A 23,907-nucleotide genomic window follows, 5' to 3' on the forward strand; every position below is an offset into this window, starting at 1 on the left:
GAGGAATCGGTTCCTCGCTCATCTTTTGGAAGCTTTATATATAGGGGCTTCCAGCCCTTCGTGCGCCATCGTGTCGCACCAAAAACGGGAAAATTATACGCCAAGAAACTGATGCTAACCTTAACGCTATGAAAATAAGTTGTTTTGAGCAAATCGTATACCTCTATTCATCACTCTTGACTACTAATTCAGCATGATAGCCGATTACTTGAGCGCGTACTGGATATTGATGCTGAAATTGAAGGATATATAAAGGCGAGAAGGAAGCATTTGATGGTGGTCGTGAGCATGATCCAGATAACATCATTTGCGATCAGCTGTGGTGTAAGCAAAAATCTCAAGTTCACCGAGCAGCATTAAATCGCCAACAAGAGGTTTATATTGAAGCGCTTGCCGATTATCCAGGCATGGATCTGAAGTTTATTCAAGAGAATAAAGTGCCCTAGATATGGCACGATAGCCCAGAGATACAGGGAATACTCAATCAACTGTCGAGTGATTAAAAACTACCAAAATACTCAAATAAATTCAGTAGACCGAAAAGTTCTGCGATCGCTCTGTAATAAATACTTGTCTAAGTGGATTTTTCTCTAAAAACTATGCTTTTAAATACCAGTGTTAAATAGCTCAGTTGGACTCACAACATAAGTAAAGCTAATAAATCAACCAAAGATATAAGAGCAAATCTCGCACCATAACCATGTTCTGGTGCTATTTTAGAGAATTTTGTCAAGGGCAAGACATCCTAATACGACCAGCCGGGATTCCCTAGCGAGTGCCAGTGGTCATAATCGTGAGAATTGTCCCAGATATAAATCATCAGATTAATTGAACTACTACCGCCCAAAACTTTGCCACAGGGACAAAACATTTTGCGATCATTCAAGTACAGTACGGTTCTGGTTAGGACAAATAGCCCCACTCCACCTTGGAGCCTTGTAGATTGACACATTGGACTGGAATATGAATCTTCGGTTTCGTATCCTCTTTACCTGCTTCAAGGAGTAACACGCTTATATCACTGTTTTGTGACATTCGATTGGCGACAACGCAGCCTGCCGAACCCGTACCAATAACAATGTAGTCATACTTAGAATTGAACTTTATCATAGTCAAAAAATAATTGTCTGACTTTGTTTGACCAATTCTGAAAATAAGATATTTCTTTAGTTTTAGTTATTTTTTCAAAAATTACTAATTCTTGACATTAATTATTCAAAAACAGTAGCTCTTTCAATAATGAACCATTCATGGTAAAGGATTGCTAAGAAAAATTCTTCATCTTTGGGGCGATCGCATACTGCCATAAATCCTGAAAAAAACAGATCGTCGTCATAAGTAGTGTCAGATAAGAATAATGTCACAGAATTATTATCCGCACTCCAGATACAACGTATTATACTGATATTAGGATGATGTGATTTATCCACAGGCAATAGTACTGCACATCCTTCAATTTCGATAAATTCTGGCTCCTCATATCTAAAAACTGAGTCCCAATCTTCTGGTCCTTCATGTTTTTCAATAATTCTATCCCATCTCACTAACTTAATTTTTTCTAGAGTCTGTGCTGATAAATCTGATAATTTCATAATCATCTCGCCATTTGATTCAGTAATTTTTCTACCTTTCTACTGGACATTGAAGTTCTTGGGTAAAATTCTAAGTCACTCAAAAGAGTGGCTTAGGAATATGAATTCAATCAAGTACAAAAATTAGTTTTTATAGCTGTAAGACCTCATTGGGTTACTTCACATCATACACAAGAGATACAACCAGTCCGAAAAGCTCAACGGCACAACTTCTTTTTTTCAACTATCAATCCGTTTCTCAACTATTAACATTAAGCCTTTCAATTTCCCATCTTCCGTAAAGCTTTGGCTAGTGCGAGATTTCTTATCGTTATTCACCAGATTAATCATTTCCGTTGCTAATAATTGACCTGTAGCTTTATTCCAGACATTAAAAATGATAATGCTATCTCCATGTTCCCGTGCAATAGTGGTGAAATTTACCCATGCGGGAACATCTACCGCTTCTATTTCTATTTCATCATCACTAATTACTTGACCTTAGGTAAACGCAATCATCACCCACCAATCCACCAAGCTTCAGAAGGTTGACAACCAAGCTATAGCCCAAGCCATACCCCCCGGATCACTGACAACAATAGAAATCAACAAAAAACACTTGCTGGCAAAATTCTGATGGTGGTAGAAGTATTTAGCCATCGCCCAGTCACAAAGGGACTTTCAAGCCCATTATCTGTTCCCTGCTATAGTTGACCAGCCAGATAACAAGTTTAACGATAGACTGAGAAAAATTGTTTGAGGAATTATTAATGGTACTAGTACTGCAAGGCAAAAGTCAAAAGTCAAAAAGCTGGTGTTGTCAGCTTTTCCCTGATTGTGAATGGTACAAAAGTCGAAATTAGAATTCTTTTGACTTTTGCGCAGCGGTACTAGTCTATGCTTAGAGCGCGTTAAACAACACTAACTAAAGCAGAACTTGCAACAAAACTGCTAGACGAAATAGTGAAATAGCATCAAGATGAGTAAAAAATCTCGAAAACCATTGATTGGGATTACAACTTACGGTCGGCAAGCAGCATTACCATTTTCTCTGCCAAGTGAATATATAGATGCAGTCCGTGCCGCAGGTGGCATTCCCATATTATTACCACCAGGAGAAATTGAGCCTGCTATACTTATAGATTTTTTGGATGGTTTAATCATCTCTGGTGGTGGAGATATTGACCCTGCTTGCTACAACGGTTTTGCTCATCCTACTATTTATTCTGTCGATCATGAGCGTGATGCTTTTGAATTGCAGCTTGGTAAGTTTGCTCTTGAACGTCATCTGCCGATGTTGGGTATTTGTCGTGGTTTACAAATTCTCATCGTCGCCTGTGGGGGTACTTTAATTCCTCACATTCCAGATGTTTACGGTACATCTGTATTACATCGTCTAGAGCCTGAACCTGGACGACGTTTACCTGTAAAACATCTCGTCAGAATAGATTTAGAAAGCCTTTTAGCTGACTGTTTACAGAATTCTCACATATCTGTAGTTTCTTGGCATCATCAAGCAGTAGATAAAGTACCGCCTGGTTGGCGGGTTGTTGCTCATGCTTCAGATGATGGAGTTATTGAAGCTGTGGAGCATGAACATCATCCTTGGGCAATTGGTGTGCAATGGCATCCTGAGCTTTCAATTCTCGATCCTAGTCATCAAAGACTTTTTCTAGCTCTCGTTCAGGCTGCACATATAAGACACGAATGCTACTAAGAAAAGATTTGGAATATATGCATTTATCACTTAAAAATGCAGTTGGGATTGGTGATGCAGAAAATGACCATGATTTCGTGAGTATTTGTGGTTATTCAGTAGCAGTTGCCAATGCTTTGCCAATGCTAAAACAGCACGTGGATTTTGTGACTATATGGTAGTCGGGGCGATGGTGTTATAGAACTAATCGAAAAACTCATTTCCTCAGATTAGCGATGCCTATGGCGCCAAACTACGCCGTACTGGTTGGCGAGACAATTGGTGCTGCCAAGATGTGAACTGTTTTGTCACGGACACCAGGGGCAGTAATACTACGATTCTCCAAGTCAATTGACTCAAATAGGTTTTTGTCTTACGGTAACTTTATCCTTTAAGCTACATATATTGAGGCTGTGGCGGGATTACTCTTGTGGAGGTCTAGATGGCAATAGTCAAGCGTCGTATCGGTCTTGAGCAAGAATTTTTTCTGGTAGATGAAGCTGGTAGTTTAAGCGATCGCGCCGATGAGTTTTTAAAGAGTTGTCAATTAAAAGCTCAAGCACAAGGTTTAAACCCAAATTACTTTGTGGCAGAATTCGTGAAAAGCATGGTAGAAATTAACACACCCCCTGCCGACACTGCCAAAGAACTAGGGAAAGTTTATCTCAAAAATCTCAAATTTGCCCTCTCTGTAGCGCAACAGATGGGTTTACGCCTTTACCCTCTATCTAGCTATCCTTTGCATACTACGCCAGTTATGCGAGATCACCCTAATTACCATATCCAAGCGCGGACTGTCGGCAAGCCAAAATTTTTGCACGCCGGAAAATGTACAGGTACACACCTGCATTTGGAAGTCCCGCCTGGGGTAATTGACCCTCGTGTTGCAGTATCTTACAACTCAACATCGGCACAGCGAGAAGAACTATTAAATATCTATAATTTAGCTACAGCTTGCGACTCCGCACTTATTTCTCTGACGCGGGCGTGTCCCTTTTATGAAGGACAGGCGTTAGGGCTAGCCGCACATACAATTCGTTATCGAGGTAGCGAAACCTTTGGTTGGGAAGGAGTTTATACTAACTTACAACCTGTCGGTGGACTCATGCCTTATGCCGAAAGTGTCGAGGGTTTAGTTGAGCAGCAGTTCGCTCGTTATTATGCTTGGCTGCAAGCGATGGAAAAAGCCTCAATTGAACCGAACCTATTATTAGAAGCAGGAGGGAGCTTACTCAAGTCAGCTTGGAATCCAGTTAGACTCAACAAACTCGGCACTGTGGAAGTAAGGTGTATAGATAGTAACTATCCATCAGTAATTTTAGCTGTAATTACACTGCTGGAGAATGCAGCCAAGCGAGTTAGACAAGAGAATTTAACAGTTAGACCAGCTAAAGGAATGCAGATATTTGAATTAGTAGGCGACCACCTTTATGTACCAAATTTTGAATATCTTAATGGTGAATTGCTCTATACCTCAGCTACAGAGGGAATTAAAAACCCCAAAGTTAGGGCTTACGTCAATTCCATTTTGCAGTTTGCAAGTGCACTAGGTGGGGAAGGAGCAAATTTTTTGGCAAAACTCAGCAGGCACCTTGATCAGTATCAGACAATAGAAGCCAGCATCTTGCAAGAGTTTACCCCAACAACTGCTCAACTTTCATTAGATACCGGCTTGCGTTTAGTGCGCTCTTGTTGTGACAAGCTAGAAGCACAGGTTTCATTGATAGACATAGAAAATCCGCTAGCAGCCTTGGATACTGATGAACTATTGTTACTACACCAGCATTAATCGAATATAAAATCTAGTCTGCACAGATTTAGCTTTTCTGTTGGGGTAGCTGATGGTGAGCCTTACTGGAATGCATATCTGAACCAGTGGCAGGTTTGGGTTAACTTTGGAGGCGGGTGTACTTCTGTGGTGTGCGATTGGCTGGTAGTGGTGTAGTAATCCCTCTTTTGTTACTTTAGGAAAGAAAAATTATATCTTATATCAATTCTCTAAAATCAGGCTACAGATGAGATAATAAGATTTAATGAGATGAAAGATATCCAATGTCAGGGGTATATCAACTAGAAATTCAAGAGACTCAAGAAGAACTTAAAGAGTTAACCTCGGTGTGAAAAACTACTAATCGAAAATGGAACAGAGAAAACAGCCACAAAACTAACGCTTTGGATGGGGCAAGAATTAACTATCGATGCTTTGATGTATAGTGAATCCCAAAAGTCATAATACGTAGAATGCCTTAGCCAAAGGCATAACGTACCATCTGAAGACTCTGGTACGTTACGCGTAGCGTAACATACCTACTTCAATTACATTACTTGAGTTTTGTGGACTCTTTCCCGGACAATTCTTGAATTGAATTTGCAAATAAACCTCTAGTAGCGGCAAATGTCAAGCGATCATTCCCTCTTCGACGTTATCTGTGCCAGTACGAACCTCGCGTATGCGTTCCTCATCAAGATTTTCTGGGAGAAATCCACCTGCTTGCATTTTCCATAATCTGTAGTAAGCGCCGCCGAGTGCCAGCAGCTTGGCGTGGGAACCATCTTCGATAATGCGACCTTTATCGAACACCAGAATCCGGTCTAGATGAACGATGGTAGATAATCGATGAGCTACCACAATCACCGTTTTCCCATTCATTGCTAAATCGAGGGTATCCTGGATTGCTTTTTCGGTGATTGAATCAAGGCTAGAGGTGGCTTCATCTAAAATCAGAATCGGCGCATCTTTGAGGATTACCCGCGCGATCGCAATCCGTTGTCTCTGCCCTCCAGATAACTTGACACCACGTTCGCCGACCAGAGAATTGTAACCATCTTGACTTTGGACGATGAAATCGTGAGCATGAGCTTTTCGTGAAGCCTCTATTACTTCCTCATTAGTTGCATCCAAGCGTCCGTAACGAATATTTTCTAGCAAAGTGCGATGGAACAGAGACGGATCTTGGGGGATCAAACTGATTTGAGCGTGTAGAGCATCCTGAGTCATGTCTCGAATATCAATCCCATCAATAGTAATCTCTCCAGATTGGGGGTCGAACAAACGCAGAATCAGATTGACAAAGGTCGATTTTCCAGAACCAGAGAAGCCCACTAGTCCAACACGCTGTCCCGGTTGGATGGAAACAGAAAGGTTGGTGAAAACTTTCTTCTCTTCTGTATAGTTGAAATTCACCCGCCGAAACTCAATCTTACCTTGGGTAATTGAGTGGGCGATCGCGCGATCGCGATCGACCAACTCGTGCGGTTGAACGATGATAAAGACACCATTGGCGACATTACCGACATGTTCAAAAAATTCTAGAAAACGGCGGCTCAAATTCCGGGCTTCACTAATGATCAACAGTGACAGGCTGGTTGCGACGACGAAATCAGCAGTAGCGATCTTTCCTTGACTCCAGAGAGAGAGTGAGTAATACAGAGTGCTGATTTTCAGAATAGCTGCTGAGATGAACTGAAACCAGCGAATTCGCTCCGAATACCAATTGGATTTTCTTACCTGTTTGATTTCGCGCCCTAATTGCTCATTCAAATAACGTCGTTCAAAACCCAAGCGAGCAAATAGTCGGCTACTGGTGAGATTTGTTACCGCGTCTACGATGATACCAGTTGTCTCACTTCTGGCGGCTGCGGCTTTCCGGGAGTAAATTCGGCAGCGAGTTGCCAGCCAGAACGAAATACAGATGAAGAGAACTGCCCATATCCCCACGAGTGCAGCTAGCGGGGGATAGGCGCGATACAGTATCGTTGTGGCGACGGTATACACAACAATTACTGGCATAAATTCAGTAATCATCATTTGCATCGTCTGGGTAACACCCAGAGAAGTTTCGCCAATTCGATGTGCCAATGCCCCAGAAAAACTACTGCTTAGATAGCGATGCGAATGGTGCTGTAAGTAGGCGTATAGCGATCGCACAATGTGTTGTCGGTGGATTGGATGGAGAATCGTCTGTAAGAGTCCAGCTGATCGCCCGAATATCACTTCACCCACACTCAAGCCGATGAATAACATTAGGGGTTGCTTCATGGCATCAAAAATGGGCTTGCTGTCGCCCGTTGATCGCGTTACGCCCCGAATTATCTCGCCAATAGCATAAGGCAACATGATGCCACAGGTTGCGTGTATAATCTCCAAGATAACTGCTAGCACATACCACCAGCGAAACTGGTTAACGAAATAGCAAATGAACCTGAATGGAGTTGATGGCAAATCTGGTGCATCACCAGCACGTTGAAAGGATTTGGATTGTCTGGTCTTTTTTGTCATGAAAGTTCCGGTTTGCAAACGTCTAATACCAATTCGTAATGACGCTCCTACATTGCTAGTGCTGCGCTAACGTAATTCGTAATTATGAAAATCATTTTTTATAAATAGAAACTAACGCAGGGAATCTCCTCTTCGATATTCGGCGGTTATGTCGTCTAACTTTTGTTTCAAATTGTCGTCAAGTTTTAGTTCTAGTGCTTTGAGGTTGTCAGCAAGTTGTTCTGGACGGCTAGCGCCAATAATGGGGGCAGTGATAATGGGATTAGATAAAACCCAAGCTACCGCCAAGGTGGTGAGGGAATATCCAGCGAGATCCGCTACTGTGCGTAAAGCTTCGACAGTATTAAATTTGCGATCGTGCCAGTAACGATCTTGATAACGTTCTGCGGCAGCACCTAGCGTAAAACGCGTACCTGAAGTGGGGCCTTGAGCAAGAATGTGTTTGCCGGTGAGCAAACCGCCCGCCAAGGGATTGTAGGAAATTACACCCAGTCCCTCTTCTTTCGCCAGAGGCAACAGTTCTCGCTCAATTTCGCGGAATAACAGGTTGTAGCGGGGCTGAATTGAGACGAATTTAGTGAAATTGCGCGTTTCAGCACGACCCAAGGCGCGGGCGAGTCGGTAAGCTAAGAAGTTGGAAACCCCGATGTAGCGCGCCTTGCCAGCACGAACCACTGTATCCAATGCTTCCAGAGTTTCATCGAGGGGGGTGGAGGCATCGTCGGAGTGCAACTGATACAGGTCGATATAATCGGTTCCTAACCGCCGTAGAGAAGCATCGATCGCATCCAAAATATGTTTCCGGGAAGCTCCCCGATCCCAAGGTGCAGGGCCAACTTGACCAACGCACTTGGTAGCTAAGATAAAATGTTCGCGTTTGCCTTTCAGCCAGCGCCCAACGATTTCTTCGGTGCGTCCAGCAGTAGCAAGCCCGCCGCCAAGGGGATAAACGTCGGCTGTATCCAAAAAGTTAATTCCGCCATCAGCAGCAGTGTCGAGGATGTGCTTGGAAGTTTCTTCGTCGGTTTGCAATCCAAAGGTCATGGTGCCGAGACAGAGGCGCGAAACGGTCAATCCAGTTTTACCGAGATTGGTAGTTGCTAAGGTCATAGAAATGTTGTTAGTTGAGAAAGTGTGGAAATTTTTAAATAAAATGCGACGTGCGTTCCGCCCCGCTTCTCTACGAGACGCACTCGCGTTCGCTAACGCAGAACTAAAAACCTATAGGACGAATGGCACGAAGATAAAACAGGAGGCACAAGGAAAAGAAAATAAAAACCATTATGTCTTGCAGCACAAAGATTTCATAACTCCTGCCTCACCCCAACAAATAGCTTTTCTTAGTGCTATTCCCTATAGAACATATTAACTAACCCATGATTAGCCCGATTTCGGTATTTTTAAGGTGTGAACCAATTTAACCAAGCTTCCCAGTTTTGGACGATCGCGGCAAATTCTGCATAACCATCAGCTTTTGGGTGAGCGCCGTCATTGGCTTTTGCTTGTGCTAGCCAGATGGGTGACTTCACTAAACTAGAAAACACATCAAGATACGGAACATCTAGCTGATCGCAAACCAATGCGAATTCCTCTGAGAGATTTGCGAGAATTTGATTTCTTTTTTCTTGCTCGACATCACCACAGGGTGGCGGACTAACCATCAAGATCGGATAGAGTTGCTTTGCTTGGTTTAAGATGCTGCGAGCATTTGCGATCGACTCTGAAAGTTCGATTCCTTGTTGTTTACCCGCCCATCCTGAATCGTTTGCTCCAAAAGAAAACACTACTCGACCATCAGATTCTCTTGGGAGACGATAGGAGACTTCCGAATACCAACGTTGTTTGAGATACCGACTCGTCTCTGCCCGCACCCCCAAATTGTAATGGGTGATCGTGTATCCTCTTAACTCAGCACTGCGGCACACTCTACCTGTCCAACCCAGAAACTCTGGATCGCCTGTGCCATTGACAAAGGATTCACCAATAAAACAAATTCTGATTTCTTTGCGAAAATCTGACATAAGTCAACTGAATTTTGGCGAAAAAGTTCGGTTTTGACTTGAGAAGAAGCATTATGTTCATGATTCTAGAAGATATTAATATATTGTTATGTTAGGCAGGACTTCGGCATGAGCGCTAAGTCGAAGGCTGCCTACCGCAGAGAATATTACAAGTTAGTTTTTGAACATTTCACCTCAAGCGACTACAGAAATTTCACGACGGTTCTGGGAAATTAACCACTGTTGTAACTTCGGATCGCCGTATACTTCATCTGCAATAAAATGATCGCCTTCCGGCAGCACTGTCAAATCGACTTTCCCCCCGACTTTGCGTAAGCGCTCAACAAAATTCTCTGTATCCTCAATCGGCAGATTTTTGTCCTGTCCACCTTGGAATATCTGAACGGGAATGTCTTTAAGTGCAGCTAGTTCACTTTCTGCTAATGTTTTGGGTACACGTCCAGACACAGGTACTAGACCAGCGAAGCGATCAGGATGTAAAGCAGCGAGATGCCAAATACCTGCCGAGCCTAAGCTGAACCCAGCCAATATCACCCGCGCTGGATCGACAGGCTGAGAAACGATCAGTTCATCAAGCAAAGTAAGCACATCATCTGCTCGATCTGCCCAAATCTGTTCAGCCGGAATTTGGGGTGCAGCAAAGACATAAGGTAATGAGTCGGTTAAATCCACGAAACGAGGTAGACCCCATTTCAGTAGCACATTCAAATCCGTCCCGCGATCGCGTCCTCCGTGTAGAAAAAGTACTAAGGGTGCAGGTTTGTTGGCATTGTCAGAAACAGGCGAGAAAAGATAGGGCAAGGAACCATTGTTGATGTCATGAGAGCGTTGTTCGACAGGCATTATTATGACTCCTAATTTGATTTGGGGATTGGAAGAGGCGCAGGGAGAAAGGAGCAGAGGGGAAAAACTTACTGCAATTTCTTCCCTGCTCCCTCATGTCCCCCTACTTCCTCATCTCGCCTTTTATGCCACCACTAGGCTCTTGTCCACTTGTTTAAATTCGGTATTACCTACTTTCGATTCGATCGCTGTACCTTTGAAAAATTCGGGGTTAGCTTGGGTGTAAAATTTGTAGGGATTAGCGAAAACATAGGATTTAAAGTCGGCTTCGGTCAGGACGCCTTCTTGCACGAGATCCCAGCTTTCAGCCAAGGGGGAAGTCAAGTCTGGCACATCCCAGTGACCAACATCTGAGGAATAGATAGCGTTGATCTTAACTCCCAAGGGATTGGCTTTGTCATTGAATGCCGTAGCGATCGTGCGATCGTCGGACTCGGAACCAAAGAAGAAACTGTTCACCCAGCGATCGCGGATGTCTTCAATGGTTTCAATGCCTGCTGCGGCAAAATCATCCAATTCGCTACCAATCGGCGCACGGCTAAAACGACTAAATGAAGCTCCCAATACAGTCTTGGTCAATTCATCTTTATCGAGGGAATGTCCTTGAGTAATTTCTGCACCGTAGCGCTCAAATATTTCAAACAACTCATCGGCATTTGTCAATGCTGGATTGTAGTTTTGCAGTGCCTTGACATTGCGCTTGGAGAACCGATCTACCAAATGAATGTAGACGCGGGCACCCCAATCTGCACCACCTTCCAGCATTGCTACACGCAACTGCGGAAAACGCTTGGTAACACCACCGAAGAACAGCGCCTTCGCAAATGCTTCTGAACCATCGGCGAAGTGGCCGATATGGTTGTTCATGTAATTACTGATGGAGGAACGACCAGTCCAGCCTTGACTGCCGTAATGGGTGGTGACGGGTACTCCCAGTTCTACAACTTTGGCCCAGAAGGGATCGTAGTCGTATTCACTATCTAATCCGTAGAAGTCGATATAAGAAGCATACTTGGCGATTTCGGGGAATTTATCAGCTGGATATTTATCAGCGATCGCTTTGATCGGCCGTTTCACACCACCAGTGATATTAATGACTTTTAAACCCAGTGTTTTCACAGCAAACTCTAGCTCTTCAATGCCTTCTTGGGGATTGGTCAAGGGAATGCCAGCTACCGGTGTCAAGCGATCGCTATATTTCCGGTAAATGTCAGCATGATAGTGATTGACCGCACGTTGCAATGCTTGACGATTCTCTGGACTAGCTCCAGCCGGTGCTAAAACATTGTTCGGAAACAGCACCGAGTAGTCCGATCCTTGCTCTGCCTGACGCTCATAGAGGAGTCCGGGGAGGGTGTAAGTAGCAAGATCCAATGTGTTTTTAGTAACTCTAGCCCACCAAGGCGATCGGATTGTCCGATTATATTGACGTTCTTCAGGGGTTTGTTGATACCAGTCTTTACCGTTGCTCTTGGAGTTAAGACGGGAAGCTTCCGTTTTACGTAACTCATCTACGAGTTTCACGCCACCGTATTTAGCGATGTAATCCTCAAAAACTGGGGTGAAATCATTGGTGTGAACGTCGGTATCGATTACTGGATAATCAAGGGTTGCTCTGATTGCGGCGGAGCGTGAGGTCTTTAATCGGCTATATTCAGTCATGTTTTTTTCCTTGCCTACGGCACAAAAAATTACAGGTTTTTCCTAGCATCTAATGCTGCTATTAACAAATACATTTCCCGTAGAGACGGCGATTTATCGCGTCTCTCCGCAATTTTCAAATTCTGTACGGCGGCGATCTACAGAAGGTGCAATTTAAAAAATATGACTTAAGCATCCGTGAAAAATTCATTTACGCTACAGCACTATAAGCACAGTGCAGATATGAAAAGTCATTTACGCCAACACCAATCTTTCATCTAGTTGTTTAACGGCAAAACGATTGGCCGGACGACGCAATCCCAGGTTTTCACGCAAAGTACTGCCTTCGTATTCAGTACGGAACAGTCCGCGTTTTTGAAGGACGGGAACGACTAGGTTAACGAAGTCATCTAATCCTGTGGGAAGGATTGGTGGCATGATATTAAAGCCATCTGCTGCACCGTTGTTGAACCATTCTTCTAACTGGTCGGCAATGGTTTCGGGAGTACCGAGTATGGTGCGATGTCCTCGTGCAGTAGCAAGAGAAAGATACAATTGGCGCAGCGTGAGAGTGCCACGAGTAGCCAAATCTTTGACTAGTTTGAGACGACTTTTATTAGTGTTGGTGTCGCTGGGTAATTCAGGAGCGACATCATCTAAAGAGTATTTCGACAAATCCACACCTTTGTAATAGTTCTTTAAAATACCCCAGGCGACATCGGGATGGATTAACGATTGCAGAAATTCATACTTTTCTTGAGCTTCTGATTCGGTACGGCCAATGATTGGGAAAGCGCCAGGCATAATTTTGAGATCGTCTGGCGATCGCCCATATTGTGCTAGCCTACCTTTGATATCAGCATAAAATTCCTGAGCATCAGCTAAGGTTTGATTGGCGGTGAAAATCGCCTCGGCAGTGCGTGCGGCTAAGTCCCGTCCCGATTCGGAGGCTCCAGCTTGAACAATCACCGGGTAGCCTTGGGGCGGACGACCAACGTTTAAAGGACCTTTTACAGAGAAATATTTGCCTTTGTGGTTGAGTGTATGCAGTTTATCTGGATCGAAATAAATACCAGACTCTTTGTCACGGATGAAAGCATCGTCTTCCCAGCTATCCCATAGACCTTTCACCACTTCCACAAACTCTTCAGCTCGTTCATAACGCTGGCTGTGTTCCGGGTGAAGCTCAAGGCCGAAATTACGTGCAGCATTCTCATTGCCTGTAGTGACTACATTCCACCCGGCCCGGCCCTTACTCAAGTAGTCTAGGGAAGCAAACTTACGTGCCAAGGTGTAAGGTTCTTCATAAGTGGTCGAAGCAGTGGAAATGAAGCCGATGTTTTGGGTTACAGAGGATAAGGCTGAGAAGAGGGTGACAGGCTCAAAATGGGCAATTTTACCATTGCGATGCTGAGTTTCTGGAGCGCCACCCCAGACTCCTGGACTGTCTGCTAAAAAAACTGCATCGAATAAGCCGCGTTCAGCAGTTTGGGTAATTTCTTTGTAATGCTCGAAATTCAGTCCAGCATCTGCTTGTGAATCAGGGTGTCGCCAAGCAGAAACATGGTGTCCGGTAGCTTGAATGAATGCACCTAAACGAATTTTGCCTGTTGTACTCATGCTTTTTTCTTTTCTTAAAATTGCCTTAGCAGTAGCTCTATGGTTGGTATCGCTGATTTGTATATAGCTGAATGGCACGAAGAAAAAGTGAAACCTCGCCTTTGTCAGGGTGTAGGGTGTTGGGTGTAGTGCTAAGAGACATTGCATTTAAGAGTGTGAAACAGAACTTACTCTTCTTAATTCCCTACACCCCAAAAGCAGTAATCTCAACGGTTAGCACTTTTGTTTGTGCCATTCGTAATATAGCTACGTCAGTAGCGAATGTAATCATGGAATGCTCTCTAGCAACCAAGCTTACCGTTTAGTTACTTAATAATTGCTCAAAAATCAAATAACCGATTGGCAAGCAAGGTTAATAGCACAGCAAAATTAGGATTCTGCTGCTTGGTGCTCGAATTACCATAAATTTATCTAGTAATTTTACCCAGCAGATATGAGCTTACACGATCGCTACAAAAAAAGATGTGCTGGCAATCACAATCTCATGAAATACTAATTATTAGTTTTTCGAATATTAAGTATTACAAATTATTTTTTTGCGGAGTATATAGTTATGTATGATGCCCAAAGCTTGTTAGGCAATACTTTATATTCGCTTGAACTCTCCCCACAACTAGAAACTGAGGGTTTTCACTCTGGCAATTGTTCACTGGTTCCAAGATTCTCTTTCATGCCAGCACGTCTGACGACGTACACCTTGACGCCAGCAAATTACTAGCAACGCCCGGAGTACTTTCCAGTTCAATAGTTTTTTAGTAGCTTTACCCTTTTTCGGATAGGTTGCTTCACCCAAAAGATGGAAGTGTTTGTATGTACTGGCAAATTGGCAACTCTAAGAAAATTAATTGTGTTATTTTCAATACTATACAAGGTGTATTTGCACTTTCAAGCTATTTAGACGGGCTTCAACCCGTCTTTATTTATCCGCAGATAAACGCTACAACGGGGGTGGTAATTGAACTAGCTCATCATGACTACAGCAATTTGCTTTTTAATTGAGGTACAAAATGCAAGACTCAACATTAGATAAAAACAGTTTCTACCTCTTGCCTCAAAACCCGTAACTTTATACTTCATGCAAAAGAAAACTGCTGTATGTTAGCAATGAGCGGTCGAGTCATCATGTTGTGAATTTCCTGTTGGGCAGGCATTGATGGAATCAGCCTGAAGATTATTGATTGACCAATGCATGGAGTCAGATGATTCCCGGCGCTAACATTAACTATATACGAACTAGTAACAGAGCCATCAAAAATGGCTCTGTTTGGCGAGCAATGCTAGAAAGCACTATTAGACTAATTTCAGGTTTGGGTTCCGCCGAAAAGACCCATATTGTACAAATTCTCTAGAAGCTCCTATTCAATTGTCTGTTCGTTAGTCTAATACTTTTTCAATAAAGAGAAACTTTTAACTGATTACTCCTGAAAGCGGGTGCAATATTGTTAAATGAAAACTATGTCTGGTTTCAGTTTTCAGATACCGTTCTTGCAAAGGTTGCCACTGCTGCCACGACTGGTAACGATTTTCAGTTAACAAATTAGCAAGGGTGGGCAACTCAGTCTGAATTTCTGACTTGTATATATCTGCAAGCCAATCAGTTAAAACGGCACTATCTTGCATTGCACCCAAAATTTCTTGGATATTTTTCACTTCTGTAATATAAGCTTCGTAAGATTCGCCATATAAGTCAGTAAATAATTCCATTTGATAGCGTATACGTTTAGCTTCTTTTCGCAAACTATGAAGATTTTCACCTTCTGTTGTCAATTGTTTTTCTATCTTTTTTGGTTTCCAGTTTCTCTGAATCTTAACTTCTGATTCTATAATTTCAGTACCAACTAGCCAACCCGGATGCAGTAAGAAGTTACTCACTTCTGGTAAAAGTAAGTCTGGTAGCACTTGCTGAATGGCAATAGATGCCAAAGGTTGATAAGTAGGTTTCTCCAACCACTTATTCAATGCATCTTTTAAAGACTTGTAAGATTCATCATTTAATATTTTCTGCACACTCGATTCTACATCTTCACGTTGTTTCGCCAAAGCTGTAAAAACTGTTTGTAGAGATTCCTGCTCTTTACGGGGTAAGTTTGGTTTGTAATTGTTTTCCAAACTTTCTTTGAGTACGTCTAAATCTCGCAGATTACCAAGACGACGGGCGATTTTACCAATATTTTTATCGCTGACTGGTTTCGATACATCCACCGCTAGCCCAAACCGAGTTACCGCTGTGCGTAGGCGGCGCATTCCCACCCGCATTTGGTGTAGCGCTTCTGGATCTTCATCTTTCTTCACTGATTTTTCCCACTTCAAGGTTTTCTTAAAGTGTTTTTCAATTGCTTGGTAGGCGTAGTCACCGAGAGTTTTTACTGTAGGTTGTGTATCTAATTTCATAATGGTCTGAATGATTACCTCATAAAGTTATTGCATACTAACAATATTATTTAATAATTTACATCTACTTTTGATATTTTTTATTGCTTGATGATTGTCAGGTATACTTGTGACGATTGATAGTTGCATCCTCTGCTATACACAGTATAATTCAGCAGCGGAGCAAGGAAAGCTCCGCCAAGGCTTCAGAATTCAGAAGAAAAACAGGCTTTGTACCTGACTTTGAAATTTAGATTGTGTACTTCATCAACTTTAAATTTGCTGTACATACAACATTTATCAAAGGTTTAAATAGTAGATTCACCTCGTTAGTTTGATATCAGTTATAGTTTTGAGATAAATATTTTACAGAAATGTGATTTTTTATTATAATATGTGCAGCTAAAATTTATGTAGCTATTAATATTTTTGTTTTAAAATGCAAAATTTACATTTTTTAAATCAAGTTTTATTGACTTTTTTAGATTATTTTCAAGAACATAGAGAAGACTTATCAGCAGTACTACTAACACATCAGAAGTATTTATGGTTGGGGTCAGATGAAACCTCAACTATTGAGCGTTTGTCTTTGGTTGATACTGATAACTTTACAGAACATCAACAATTTAGAGTAGCAGAATTTATCAATTTACCTGCGCCAGAAGAGGAAGAAATTGATATAGAAGGACTGGCTTACGCTGATAAGTATTTATGGTTTGTTGGTTCTCACAGCTACAAACGCAAAAAACCCAAACCTGAAAATACAGATGCTAAAAACTTTAAAAGGCTAGCAAAAATTGAATCAGAACCTAACCGTTACATTTTAGGACGAATTCCTCTGATAGACGGTAAGTTATTCTCATCTTGCCCACACCCCGAAAAGCCAGATGTGCAATTGAATGCCGCTAAACTAGAAGTGACGAATCAGGGTAATTTGCTGATGACAGCTTTAGCAGATGATGCCCATTTAGGCTTGTTTATTCAAGCAGGAATTCCCGGAAAGGATAATGGCTTTGATATTGAAGGAATAGGCATTTATCAAAACCGTGTCTTTCTGGGTTTGCGGGGCCCTGTATTGCGGGGTTGGGCTGTGGTGCTGGAAATAGAGTTAGAAGATTCTACCCCTGGACTGATGAAACTAAAGCAAATTGGGGAATTGAACGAGTTATATAAAAAGCATTTTATCTGGTTGAATGGTTTGGGAATTCGAGATTTGTATGTAGATGATAAAGATTTGTTGATTTTAGCCGGGCCAACGATGGATTTAGATGGTCCCGTGCAAGTTTATCGCTGGGTAAATGGTGTGAATTTGCAAGAAAATGTCTTCAGCAATCCCGATTTTGTGCAAGATATTCCTTATGGAAATCGAGAAGAACACGCTGAGGGAATGACGCTGTTTCAGGATGTAGCTGGTATACCTTCGCTATTGGTAGTTTATGACTCTCCAGCAAAAAGTAGGCTGGTGGGTGATAGTGGTGTAATCGCGGATGTGTTTAAGTTGGGCTAAATTCAATTTTAGATTTTAGATTTTGGATTGCTAAGAAAGTTGGATGGGCAATCCTCTATGGTGTATGCGCTAATCTTAAATGTTAGTAGAGATTGCTTGTACGGGACAGGTGGGGATACACTGTTCGCAGACAATACAGCGCGATCGCGTGAATGTCAACTTGTATGTCTCTGGTTGGAGGGTGAGGGCTTCGGTAGGACAAACCCCTGTACACAAACCACAGTGGACACACACATCCTCGTCGATCGCAATTTCGCCTAATGTAGAAGAAACATTAACATTACGTGATCGCATCCACTCGATTGCCGCATCTAATTGATCGATGTCTCCTGATAATTCCACTACCAGTTTGCCAATTTGATTTGGGGCAACTTGGGCGCGGATAATATTAGCGGCGACGTTGAACTCTTTGGCCAGTACGTAAGTGACTGGCATTTGCACGGCGCGTTTCGGGAAGGTGAGTGTTACTCGTTTTTTCACAGATTTAGCAGAGGGTTTTTTCTGTTGTAGCGTATTGAGAGTTTTATCAGTTTTTTCCTACGGTAAGTTGCACGAACGAGCAAGGCAAGAGAAGGACACTGCTCCTACCTCAACATACATAGCATTATTTCCAAAAATCTTTGCAATACATAAATCGGCTGTATTTGCAATACATAAATCGGCTGTAGAGGCGTACAGCTAGCTGTACCAGTTTAAATACAGATTTGCGATCGCTTGTAGGCAAAGATCCGTATACCTTGGGGGTATCTTTAAGTACTTTTGGCTTGCCTCTTGGATCAAAATTGGCACGCAATATCGAACTTTTACTGAGTTCTGGTCAAACACTGAGTCAATGTGAGATTAGCAACCTCGAAAGTTGAGTAAAGTTATTGCGTCAGGAAATTGACACAAACGAAGCAGCAACAATATCTCCATCACCAACCCCACAGATTTTAGAAACAGTCACGCAATTGCTGCAAAATGACCCATATACAGAAACTAAAATATTGGTTGTGGATGACGAGCCGCAAATTTAGGCATTTTTACAAACTTTACTTAGTCCTTGGGGACTAAAGGCGATCGCTCTTGAAAATCCGCGTCAGTTCTGGGAAATCTTGGAAATTGTTAAAGAACACAATAGGTAAAAATCAATTCAATTGTTGTTGAAATACATAATATAAACGAACGGCTTAAATAAATTGTAACTTCGTTGCAAAATTAGCTATTTACCACAATTTAAGTTGACCAAGAACTTTTTTTTAGGAATAGTAATAACTTTTATTTATATATACACTAAAATTAGTTTAATTTTTATTAATAAAACTTAATATATATTTGCTAAACTACTTGATGTTGTAAAATAAGCAGTGGATTTTGTCGATTAACAAATTAAATCGTAATTTGCTTATTTTTGGTAATGAAGACCAAAACAATTGGACATAATCAGCATTTTCATTTCACCGAATTAATATTACGGATGGGTCTAATTGACGAACCACTCATTTTGGTATTATTGCTTTTTCTTCTTTGGTATCACTCTTGCCCGATACTTTCTGATTGCTGGTGGAGCATACTTGCTCTTTTATTTAGTTCTGGGGAAGTCTCTCGCCAACAAGAGTTTGCGTTTGAAACCGTTGATGAATTGTTCCATTAAAAAGGATATTGAATTATCAGTAATCTCCACAGTAGTTTTTGCTATTTCTGGAGCATTTCTGATCTCAGAGTATAATTTGGGAGCAACGCTGTTATACGCTGACATCTGGAAATACGGACTGTGGTATTTAATAGTTAGCTTTATTGCAGTGCTAATTCTTCAGGATACTTACTTTTATTTTATCCATCGGATGTTTCACCAGCCTCTAATTTTTAGATGGATGCATTATGGACACCACCGTTCAGGCGAGCCAACACCCTGGAGTTCCTCTGCCTTCGACTTACCAGAAGCGATCATACAAGCACTTTTCTTTGTAGGTGTAAGCTTTATAGTTCCGCTGCACTTCGTCACCTTAGTTACCGCACTTATAACTATGACAGTATGGGCAGCATTTACCCATCTCGGATTTGAGCTATTTCCCTCCTCATCTAAAAGTTACTGGATTGGAAGGTGGCTTATTGGTTCTATGCATCATTCCATACATCATCGCAAGTATAAAGTACACTACGGTTTGTATTTTACGTTCTGGGACAAACTGCTTGGTACTGAAGATCCTAATTATGAAAACGAAACCCACACAAGGGAGTTTTAACTCTATTAGTAGAAGTCCTACGTCTTACTTTTAGGAGCGTGGGATTAATCCGTATGAGTTTCTCAAATATTCAACAAGGTTAATCTATGCTAAAAAAGTAACACTGTTTTATAGAACAAGTGAGAACATCCTACCAGTACCGATTAAACTAACGAAATTCTAGAGTACTGACTATTTAATTTTTGTCGAATTCTCAAGCTTGTTTGGATTCACCCAACGATTGACAAATTCGTTGTTATGTTTGTAAACCTTGATTTGCACTTGCTTGGAACTTAACTTGACTATTTCGGCAGGAATTCTTTGGACATCGCTAGAATCTGTACGGGGCTTGTAAAGCCAAATGACTTTTTGCCCAACTTGAAAGTTCTTAGAATTGCTAGTTAAAGAAGGCGTCCTTTCTGCCCAAGAGGGGAAAGCAACTGCTAAGTTAATCAAAAGTACTAATACCACTAGAGTGATTTGAAAAAGTTTCATAATCATTGCACTTGTCTTAGGTTTGATGGGGCAATCAATCTGCTGCTCTAGCATTTAGTTATTGTCCTTCTTTAGGTTCTTAAAGTTGAAAGATCGGTATACTAAAACTTCTTTAGACAATTTAGTAAAAGTTAAAATATCTACTGATTTCAAGATAAAACGACTTATGGAATAAAATCAAATAGTCTTATTTTTTAAAACGATAATTTAGATTTATATATAGAAGATTGTGTTGCAAAAATACGTTTGAGAACAAATGGAATAGCTGAAATAATAACTTGATTTTACGAAAGCGATCACTGTTTGTCCTGAAACCAAAAGAAGTATTTTGACTCAGACATTTAAGCGATCGCCTTCTGTGAAATTTAAGCAGCCCAAAAAATCGGGGCAGGTGATAAACCCGCCCCGACATCTGATATAGTACGCCCAACAGCTGTTGCTACAGGCTTTAAACTATTAACTAAATGCACCATATCTTCTAAAGAAAGTGCTTGACGGGCATCAGAAACAGATTTTTCTGGTTCTGGGTGACATTCAATAATTAATCCATCTGCACCGCAAGCGATCGCAGCTCTAGCTACAGGTGCTACTAACTCCCGTTTCCCAACGGCATGAGAAGGATCTACAATTACAGGCAAGTGAGTTATTTGCTTGAGTGCTGCCACCGCCCCTAAATCTAGGACGTTACGGGTGTAATCATCGAAACTGCGTATACCTCTTTCGCACAACACTACATCAGGATTCCCGTGGCTGAGAATATATTCAGCAGCCATGACAAATTCTTCTATAGTTGCTGCTAAACCGCGTTTGAGCAGTATTGGTTTACCAGCTTGTCCCAAAGCTTTGAGCAAATCAAAGTTTTGCATATTACGGCTACCAACTTGAAGCATATCAGCGTGGGCGGCAACTACTTCAATTTGGGAAATTGACATCACCTCCGTCACAACTGGCATATTGTAATGCGATCGCACCTTGGCTAAAATCTCTAACCCTGACTCTCCCATACCCTGGAAAGCGTAAGGAGATGTGCGGGGTTTGTAGACACCGCCACGCAACCCTTGTACTGATGCAGTAGATAACTTTTGGGCGACTATCTCCATTTGTTCTAAGCTTTCAACAGTGCAGGGCCCGCCGATAATTACCAGTTCTTTACCACCGAAAGCTACTTCTTTCGAGATTTTAACGATTGTCTGATGGTTTAAATGGGATTGTGCAGCAAGTTTGGCATTAATCATGATTATATTCTCCAGAGAAATTAAGTATTGGGCATTGGGAATTGGGAATTGGGCATTGGGAATTGGGTATTAGCATAAGAGTTATTTTCCAATCCCCAGTCCCCAGTCCCTAATCTTTGATAACAACAAAAAAGCCCGAAACCTTTAACAGTTCCGGACGCGTTCTGATTCATTGGCATGACGCTATTTACCCGGAATTTATTCTGGGGCAAAAGTAAAAGCCATAAAACCAGCTACTGAAATAAGTCATGACAATGAAATTCTCCTTAAAAAACAAAAACCGCAGAGTTTGCTCTGCGGTTCACCGGGCGGTTTCCATTAGGAAACTTAATTCACTCCCGGTGAACCACCCTAAACCAAAAATAAAAGTAGGAATTTGTGTTAAGCATTTGCGGGGTTTTTACTGGAAAACTGAATAAATATACCTATATGAAAGTAACAATAGCAAAAAGAGTGGGCTTTGTCAAGACCTGCACAAACTATAAAAAAGCGATAGACTCAGTACAACTCTGGGGATTAAGACTAATAGCGCTTTGCACAATTCAAAATAACACCCTGTTCTGATTGTACTAGTTGCTTATTTGCGTAGCGAAAAAAGCGGCTTGTCATTAGACATTACGATAGTTATATAACCTCAGAAGAAAAAGCCAGGAGTAAAAGGGACTGGGGATTGGGGATTAGGTAATCAGCAAAAAAATTATGGAAGGGGCTTTGACCCCAAACATATTTTGGAATATTTTCCTAGTCCCCAGTCTCCAGTCCCCAAGGAAAGGAGCGGCGTTCCTCCCACCGCTAACATAAAGGTATAGCGGGGGACTCCTCGCCGCAACCAGTTGAAAAGTTAAAATATATAATTCTCCTGACTTATGATTTCATCTTACGAAAGCTGATTGCAGAGAATTGATAACCGCCATACATTATTACCCACAAGTCCTCATTGACCAGATCAATTTTTTAGGATCATCAGTCTGATTATGCCCAGTTCCAAAATCTTAACCCAATCTTTCGACTATTATGGAGCTTATCCCTGCCCAGTCTGTCGAATAGGTAAGATTTCTCACATGCCATTGATGGAAGCTATGGCTTGTGACTTTTGCCAAGAGATTTTTACAGTCAACTTAGAACAACAGCAAATCAAGATGCCTTCTAGGCAACCACCTTTAACTTGGCGTTGGAATGGGTTTAGTTGGACAGAAGGCCAGTTGGAAGGTGTGGAATTAGGTTGGGGTTATGGACTAGCAGCAGCAATTTTTATAATTTTTCCTACTACTCTAATTGGCATAGTAGCTTACTATTTTCCTGCTAATCTGAAAGAACCCATTACCTGGATGCCATATATTTGGACAATATTAACCTTCTTATCACATTTATCAATCATTGTTTGGATTTATATTGAAGTCTATCAGATTCCAATTGCAGCATATTTTAGAGCGATCGCTCGATGGAGAAATGGAGAAATGGGAAGATGAGGCAGAGGAGCAGAGGAGCAGAGGAGAATAATTAATACCAATACCCAATGCCCCATGCCTCATGCCCAATAATTCATAACAAATAATGCAGCGGATGAATGACTCCATCACTCATAATTAAGTTGATTGTCCACCAAAATATCGTATGAGCGATCTGGAGCGGTACTATAGAGTTTTGGAATTAGAGCCTGGAGCAACACTTGAAGAAGTGAACCAGGCTTACAAAGATTTAGTCTTTGTTTGGCATCCCGATCGCATTCCCAAAGACAATCTCCGTTTACAGCAGAAAGCACAAGATAAGCTGAAAGCTATAAATGAAGCTCGTGAAAAATTGCGCTCTCTAAAAACCAAACCTCAAACTACATATCAAACTACATATCAAACTACATATCAAACCACACATCACTCACCGTCACCTCAACAGGAAAAACCATCTCAACCAACCCAGAAACCACCAAAACAAAACCCAGATTTAAGCGGCAAAGACTACAGTCGCGCAAATTTGAGCAATAAAGACTTATCTGGCAGAAATCTGAGTTATGCCAATTTGAGTGGTGCTAATCTCAGTGATACTTTTATGCACAAAGTCAACCTCAGAGGTGCAAATTTATCTGATGCAAATTTATTTCGGGCAAACCTACTTTTAGCCGATCTCAGGGAGGCGAATTTACGCGCGGCTAATTTGATTGGAGCGGATCTCAGTGGGGCCGACTTGCGAGGAGCCGATTTGACAGGAGCGCGGATTCGCTCTGGTGAGCGTCTTCTGGTTAAATTAGTTGGGACTAACTTAGCAGGGGCAATTATGCCTGATGGTTCAATTTATCAATAAGTGAGGTTACGCTGTGATAGAGAGTGCATAAATTACTCCTAAGAAACACATTCCGTAGCGTTGGAAATAGGGATGAGCTCTAAGCCAAAAGCTTGAGCTTTTATCTTCAGGTTTTTAAGTATCCGGT

General features: G+C 41.7%; 24 protein-coding genes. 9 read left to right on the forward strand and 15 right to left on the reverse strand.

Features of this window, described 5'->3' with window-relative positions; all coding sequences use genetic code 11:
• Nucleotides 1–163: 163 nt before the first annotated feature.
• The 4 genes from V7K89_RS11320 to V7K89_RS11335 form a co-directional block, all read right to left on the reverse strand.
• Complete coding sequence (locus V7K89_RS11320; protein ID WP_335187133.1) at nucleotides 164–307, reverse strand: hypothetical protein; 144 nt, start codon at nucleotides 305–307, stop codon at nucleotides 164–166.
• Between the two features lie 438 nt (nucleotides 308–745).
• A complete protein-coding gene (locus V7K89_RS11325) occupies nucleotides 746–952 on the reverse strand; it encodes a GMC family oxidoreductase N-terminal domain-containing protein (RefSeq protein WP_335187135.1) in 207 nt (68 codons plus the stop codon).
• A complete protein-coding gene (locus V7K89_RS11330; RefSeq protein WP_335187137.1) occupies nucleotides 904–1,110 on the reverse strand; it encodes a lycopene cyclase family protein in 207 nt (68 codons plus the stop codon). Before V7K89_RS11330 ends, V7K89_RS11325 begins: the two co-directional genes overlap by 49 nt.
• Nucleotides 1,111–1,211: 101 nt before the next feature.
• Nucleotides 1,212–1,592, reverse strand: a complete 381-nt coding sequence (locus V7K89_RS11335) for a hypothetical protein (RefSeq protein ID WP_335187139.1) — start codon at nucleotides 1,590–1,592, stop codon at nucleotides 1,212–1,214.
• Nucleotides 1,593–2,550: 958 nt separating this feature from the next.
• Here V7K89_RS11335 and V7K89_RS11340 point away from each other — a divergent pair.
• The 3 genes from V7K89_RS11340 to V7K89_RS11350 all read left to right on the forward strand — a co-directional run bounded on the left by V7K89_RS11340 (nucleotide 2,551) and on the right by V7K89_RS11350 (nucleotide 5,056).
• Entirely contained in the window at nucleotides 2,551–3,288 is a 738-nt protein-coding gene (locus V7K89_RS11340) for a gamma-glutamyl-gamma-aminobutyrate hydrolase family protein (RefSeq protein ID WP_335187141.1), read from the forward strand.
• A gap of 17 nt (nucleotides 3,289–3,305) precedes the next feature.
• Entirely contained in the window at nucleotides 3,306–3,449 is a 144-nt protein-coding gene (locus V7K89_RS11345; RefSeq protein WP_335187143.1) for an HAD family hydrolase, read from the forward strand.
• A 260-nt stretch (nucleotides 3,450–3,709) separates the two neighbouring features.
• The gene (locus V7K89_RS11350) at nucleotides 3,710–5,056 is read left to right on the forward strand and encodes a glutamate-cysteine ligase family protein (RefSeq protein ID WP_335187145.1); all 1,347 of its coding nucleotides are present in this window, start codon (nucleotides 3,710–3,712) and stop codon (nucleotides 5,054–5,056) included.
• Nucleotides 5,057–5,665: 609 nt separating this feature from the next.
• Here the strand turns inward: V7K89_RS11350 and V7K89_RS11355 are convergent.
• The 8 genes from V7K89_RS11355 to V7K89_RS11390 all read right to left on the reverse strand — a co-directional run bounded on the left by V7K89_RS11355 (nucleotide 5,666) and on the right by V7K89_RS11390 (nucleotide 16,062).
• On the reverse strand, nucleotides 5,666–7,546 hold the full coding sequence (locus tag V7K89_RS11355) for an ABC transporter ATP-binding protein (protein WP_335187147.1): 1,881 nt from the start codon (nucleotides 7,544–7,546) through the stop codon (nucleotides 5,666–5,668).
• A 111-nt stretch (nucleotides 7,547–7,657) separates the two neighbouring features.
• Entirely contained in the window at nucleotides 7,658–8,656 is a 999-nt protein-coding gene (locus V7K89_RS11360; protein ID WP_335187149.1) for an aldo/keto reductase, read from the reverse strand.
• A gap of 290 nt (nucleotides 8,657–8,946) precedes the next feature.
• Entirely contained in the window at nucleotides 8,947–9,567 is a 621-nt protein-coding gene (locus V7K89_RS11365) for a GDSL-type esterase/lipase family protein (protein WP_335187151.1), read from the reverse strand.
• A gap of 174 nt (nucleotides 9,568–9,741) precedes the next feature.
• The gene (locus V7K89_RS11370) at nucleotides 9,742–10,410 is read right to left on the reverse strand and encodes a dienelactone hydrolase family protein (RefSeq protein ID WP_335187153.1); all 669 of its coding nucleotides are present in this window, start codon (nucleotides 10,408–10,410) and stop codon (nucleotides 9,742–9,744) included.
• Between the two features lie 123 nt (nucleotides 10,411–10,533).
• Entirely contained in the window at nucleotides 10,534–12,072 is a 1,539-nt protein-coding gene (locus V7K89_RS11375; protein WP_335187155.1) for an amidohydrolase family protein, read from the reverse strand.
• Nucleotides 12,073–12,306: 234 nt separating this feature from the next.
• On the reverse strand, nucleotides 12,307–13,671 hold the full coding sequence (locus V7K89_RS11380) for an LLM class flavin-dependent oxidoreductase (protein WP_335187157.1): 1,365 nt from the start codon (nucleotides 13,669–13,671) through the stop codon (nucleotides 12,307–12,309).
• 646 nt (nucleotides 13,672–14,317) lie between these two features.
• A complete protein-coding gene (locus tag V7K89_RS11385; protein WP_335187159.1) occupies nucleotides 14,318–14,464 on the reverse strand; it encodes a hypothetical protein in 147 nt (48 codons plus the stop codon).
• Nucleotides 14,465–15,078: 614 nt separating this feature from the next.
• The gene (locus V7K89_RS11390) at nucleotides 15,079–16,062 is read right to left on the reverse strand and encodes a CHAD domain-containing protein (RefSeq protein ID WP_335187160.1); all 984 of its coding nucleotides are present in this window, start codon (nucleotides 16,060–16,062) and stop codon (nucleotides 15,079–15,081) included.
• 418 nt (nucleotides 16,063–16,480) lie between these two features.
• On the opposite strand from V7K89_RS11390, the gene V7K89_RS11395 reads away from it, so the two are divergent.
• On the forward strand, nucleotides 16,481–17,548 hold the full coding sequence (locus V7K89_RS11395; RefSeq protein WP_335187162.1) for a DUF3616 domain-containing protein: 1,068 nt from the start codon (nucleotides 16,481–16,483) through the stop codon (nucleotides 17,546–17,548).
• A 75-nt stretch (nucleotides 17,549–17,623) separates the two neighbouring features.
• On the opposite strand, the gene V7K89_RS11400 is transcribed toward V7K89_RS11395, so the two are convergent.
• A complete protein-coding gene (locus V7K89_RS11400; protein ID WP_094347724.1) occupies nucleotides 17,624–18,028 on the reverse strand; it encodes an NIL domain-containing protein in 405 nt (134 codons plus the stop codon).
• A 389-nt stretch (nucleotides 18,029–18,417) separates the two neighbouring features.
• Here V7K89_RS11400 and V7K89_RS11405 point away from each other — a divergent pair, with 389 nt between their 5' ends.
• The 3 genes from V7K89_RS11405 (at nucleotide 18,418) to V7K89_RS11415 (ending at nucleotide 19,773) form a co-directional block, all read left to right on the forward strand.
• On the forward strand, nucleotides 18,418–18,564 hold the full coding sequence (locus V7K89_RS11405; protein ID WP_335187164.1) for a hypothetical protein: 147 nt from the start codon (nucleotides 18,418–18,420) through the stop codon (nucleotides 18,562–18,564).
• 380 nt (nucleotides 18,565–18,944) lie between these two features.
• On the forward strand, nucleotides 18,945–19,181 hold the full coding sequence (locus V7K89_RS11410) for a hypothetical protein (RefSeq protein ID WP_335187166.1): 237 nt from the start codon (nucleotides 18,945–18,947) through the stop codon (nucleotides 19,179–19,181).
• Nucleotides 19,165–19,773, forward strand: coding sequence for a sterol desaturase family protein (locus V7K89_RS11415; RefSeq protein WP_335187167.1), 609 nt, complete (start codon nucleotides 19,165–19,167; stop codon nucleotides 19,771–19,773). Before V7K89_RS11410 ends, V7K89_RS11415 begins: the two co-directional genes overlap by 17 nt.
• A gap of 171 nt (nucleotides 19,774–19,944) precedes the next feature.
• Here the strand turns inward: V7K89_RS11415 and V7K89_RS11420 are convergent, their stop codons facing one another.
• Entirely contained in the window at nucleotides 19,945–20,301 is a 357-nt protein-coding gene (locus V7K89_RS11420; protein WP_335187169.1) for a hypothetical protein, read from the reverse strand.
• A 311-nt stretch (nucleotides 20,302–20,612) separates the two neighbouring features.
• Nucleotides 20,613–21,482 (reverse strand): 3-deoxy-7-phosphoheptulonate synthase, encoded by an 870-nt coding sequence (gene aroF, locus V7K89_RS11425; RefSeq protein WP_335187171.1) that lies wholly within the window; start codon nucleotides 21,480–21,482, stop codon nucleotides 20,613–20,615.
• Nucleotides 21,483–22,456: 974 nt separating this feature from the next.
• Between aroF and V7K89_RS11430 the strand changes: the two genes are divergently transcribed.
• Together V7K89_RS11430 and V7K89_RS11435 are read left to right on the forward strand one after the other, a co-directional pair.
• Nucleotides 22,457–22,951, forward strand: a complete 495-nt coding sequence (locus V7K89_RS11430) for a hypothetical protein (RefSeq protein ID WP_292873686.1) — start codon at nucleotides 22,457–22,459, stop codon at nucleotides 22,949–22,951.
• 145 nt (nucleotides 22,952–23,096) lie between these two features.
• Nucleotides 23,097–23,780 (forward strand): pentapeptide repeat-containing protein, encoded by a 684-nt coding sequence (locus tag V7K89_RS11435; protein ID WP_335187173.1) that lies wholly within the window; start codon nucleotides 23,097–23,099, stop codon nucleotides 23,778–23,780.
• The last annotated feature ends 127 nt before the right edge of the window (nucleotides 23,781–23,907 follow it).

The sequence above is a fragment of the Nostoc sp. genome (assembly GCF_036917515.1).
Taxonomy (GTDB): Bacteria; Cyanobacteriota; Cyanobacteriia; order Cyanobacteriales; family Nostocaceae; genus Nostoc.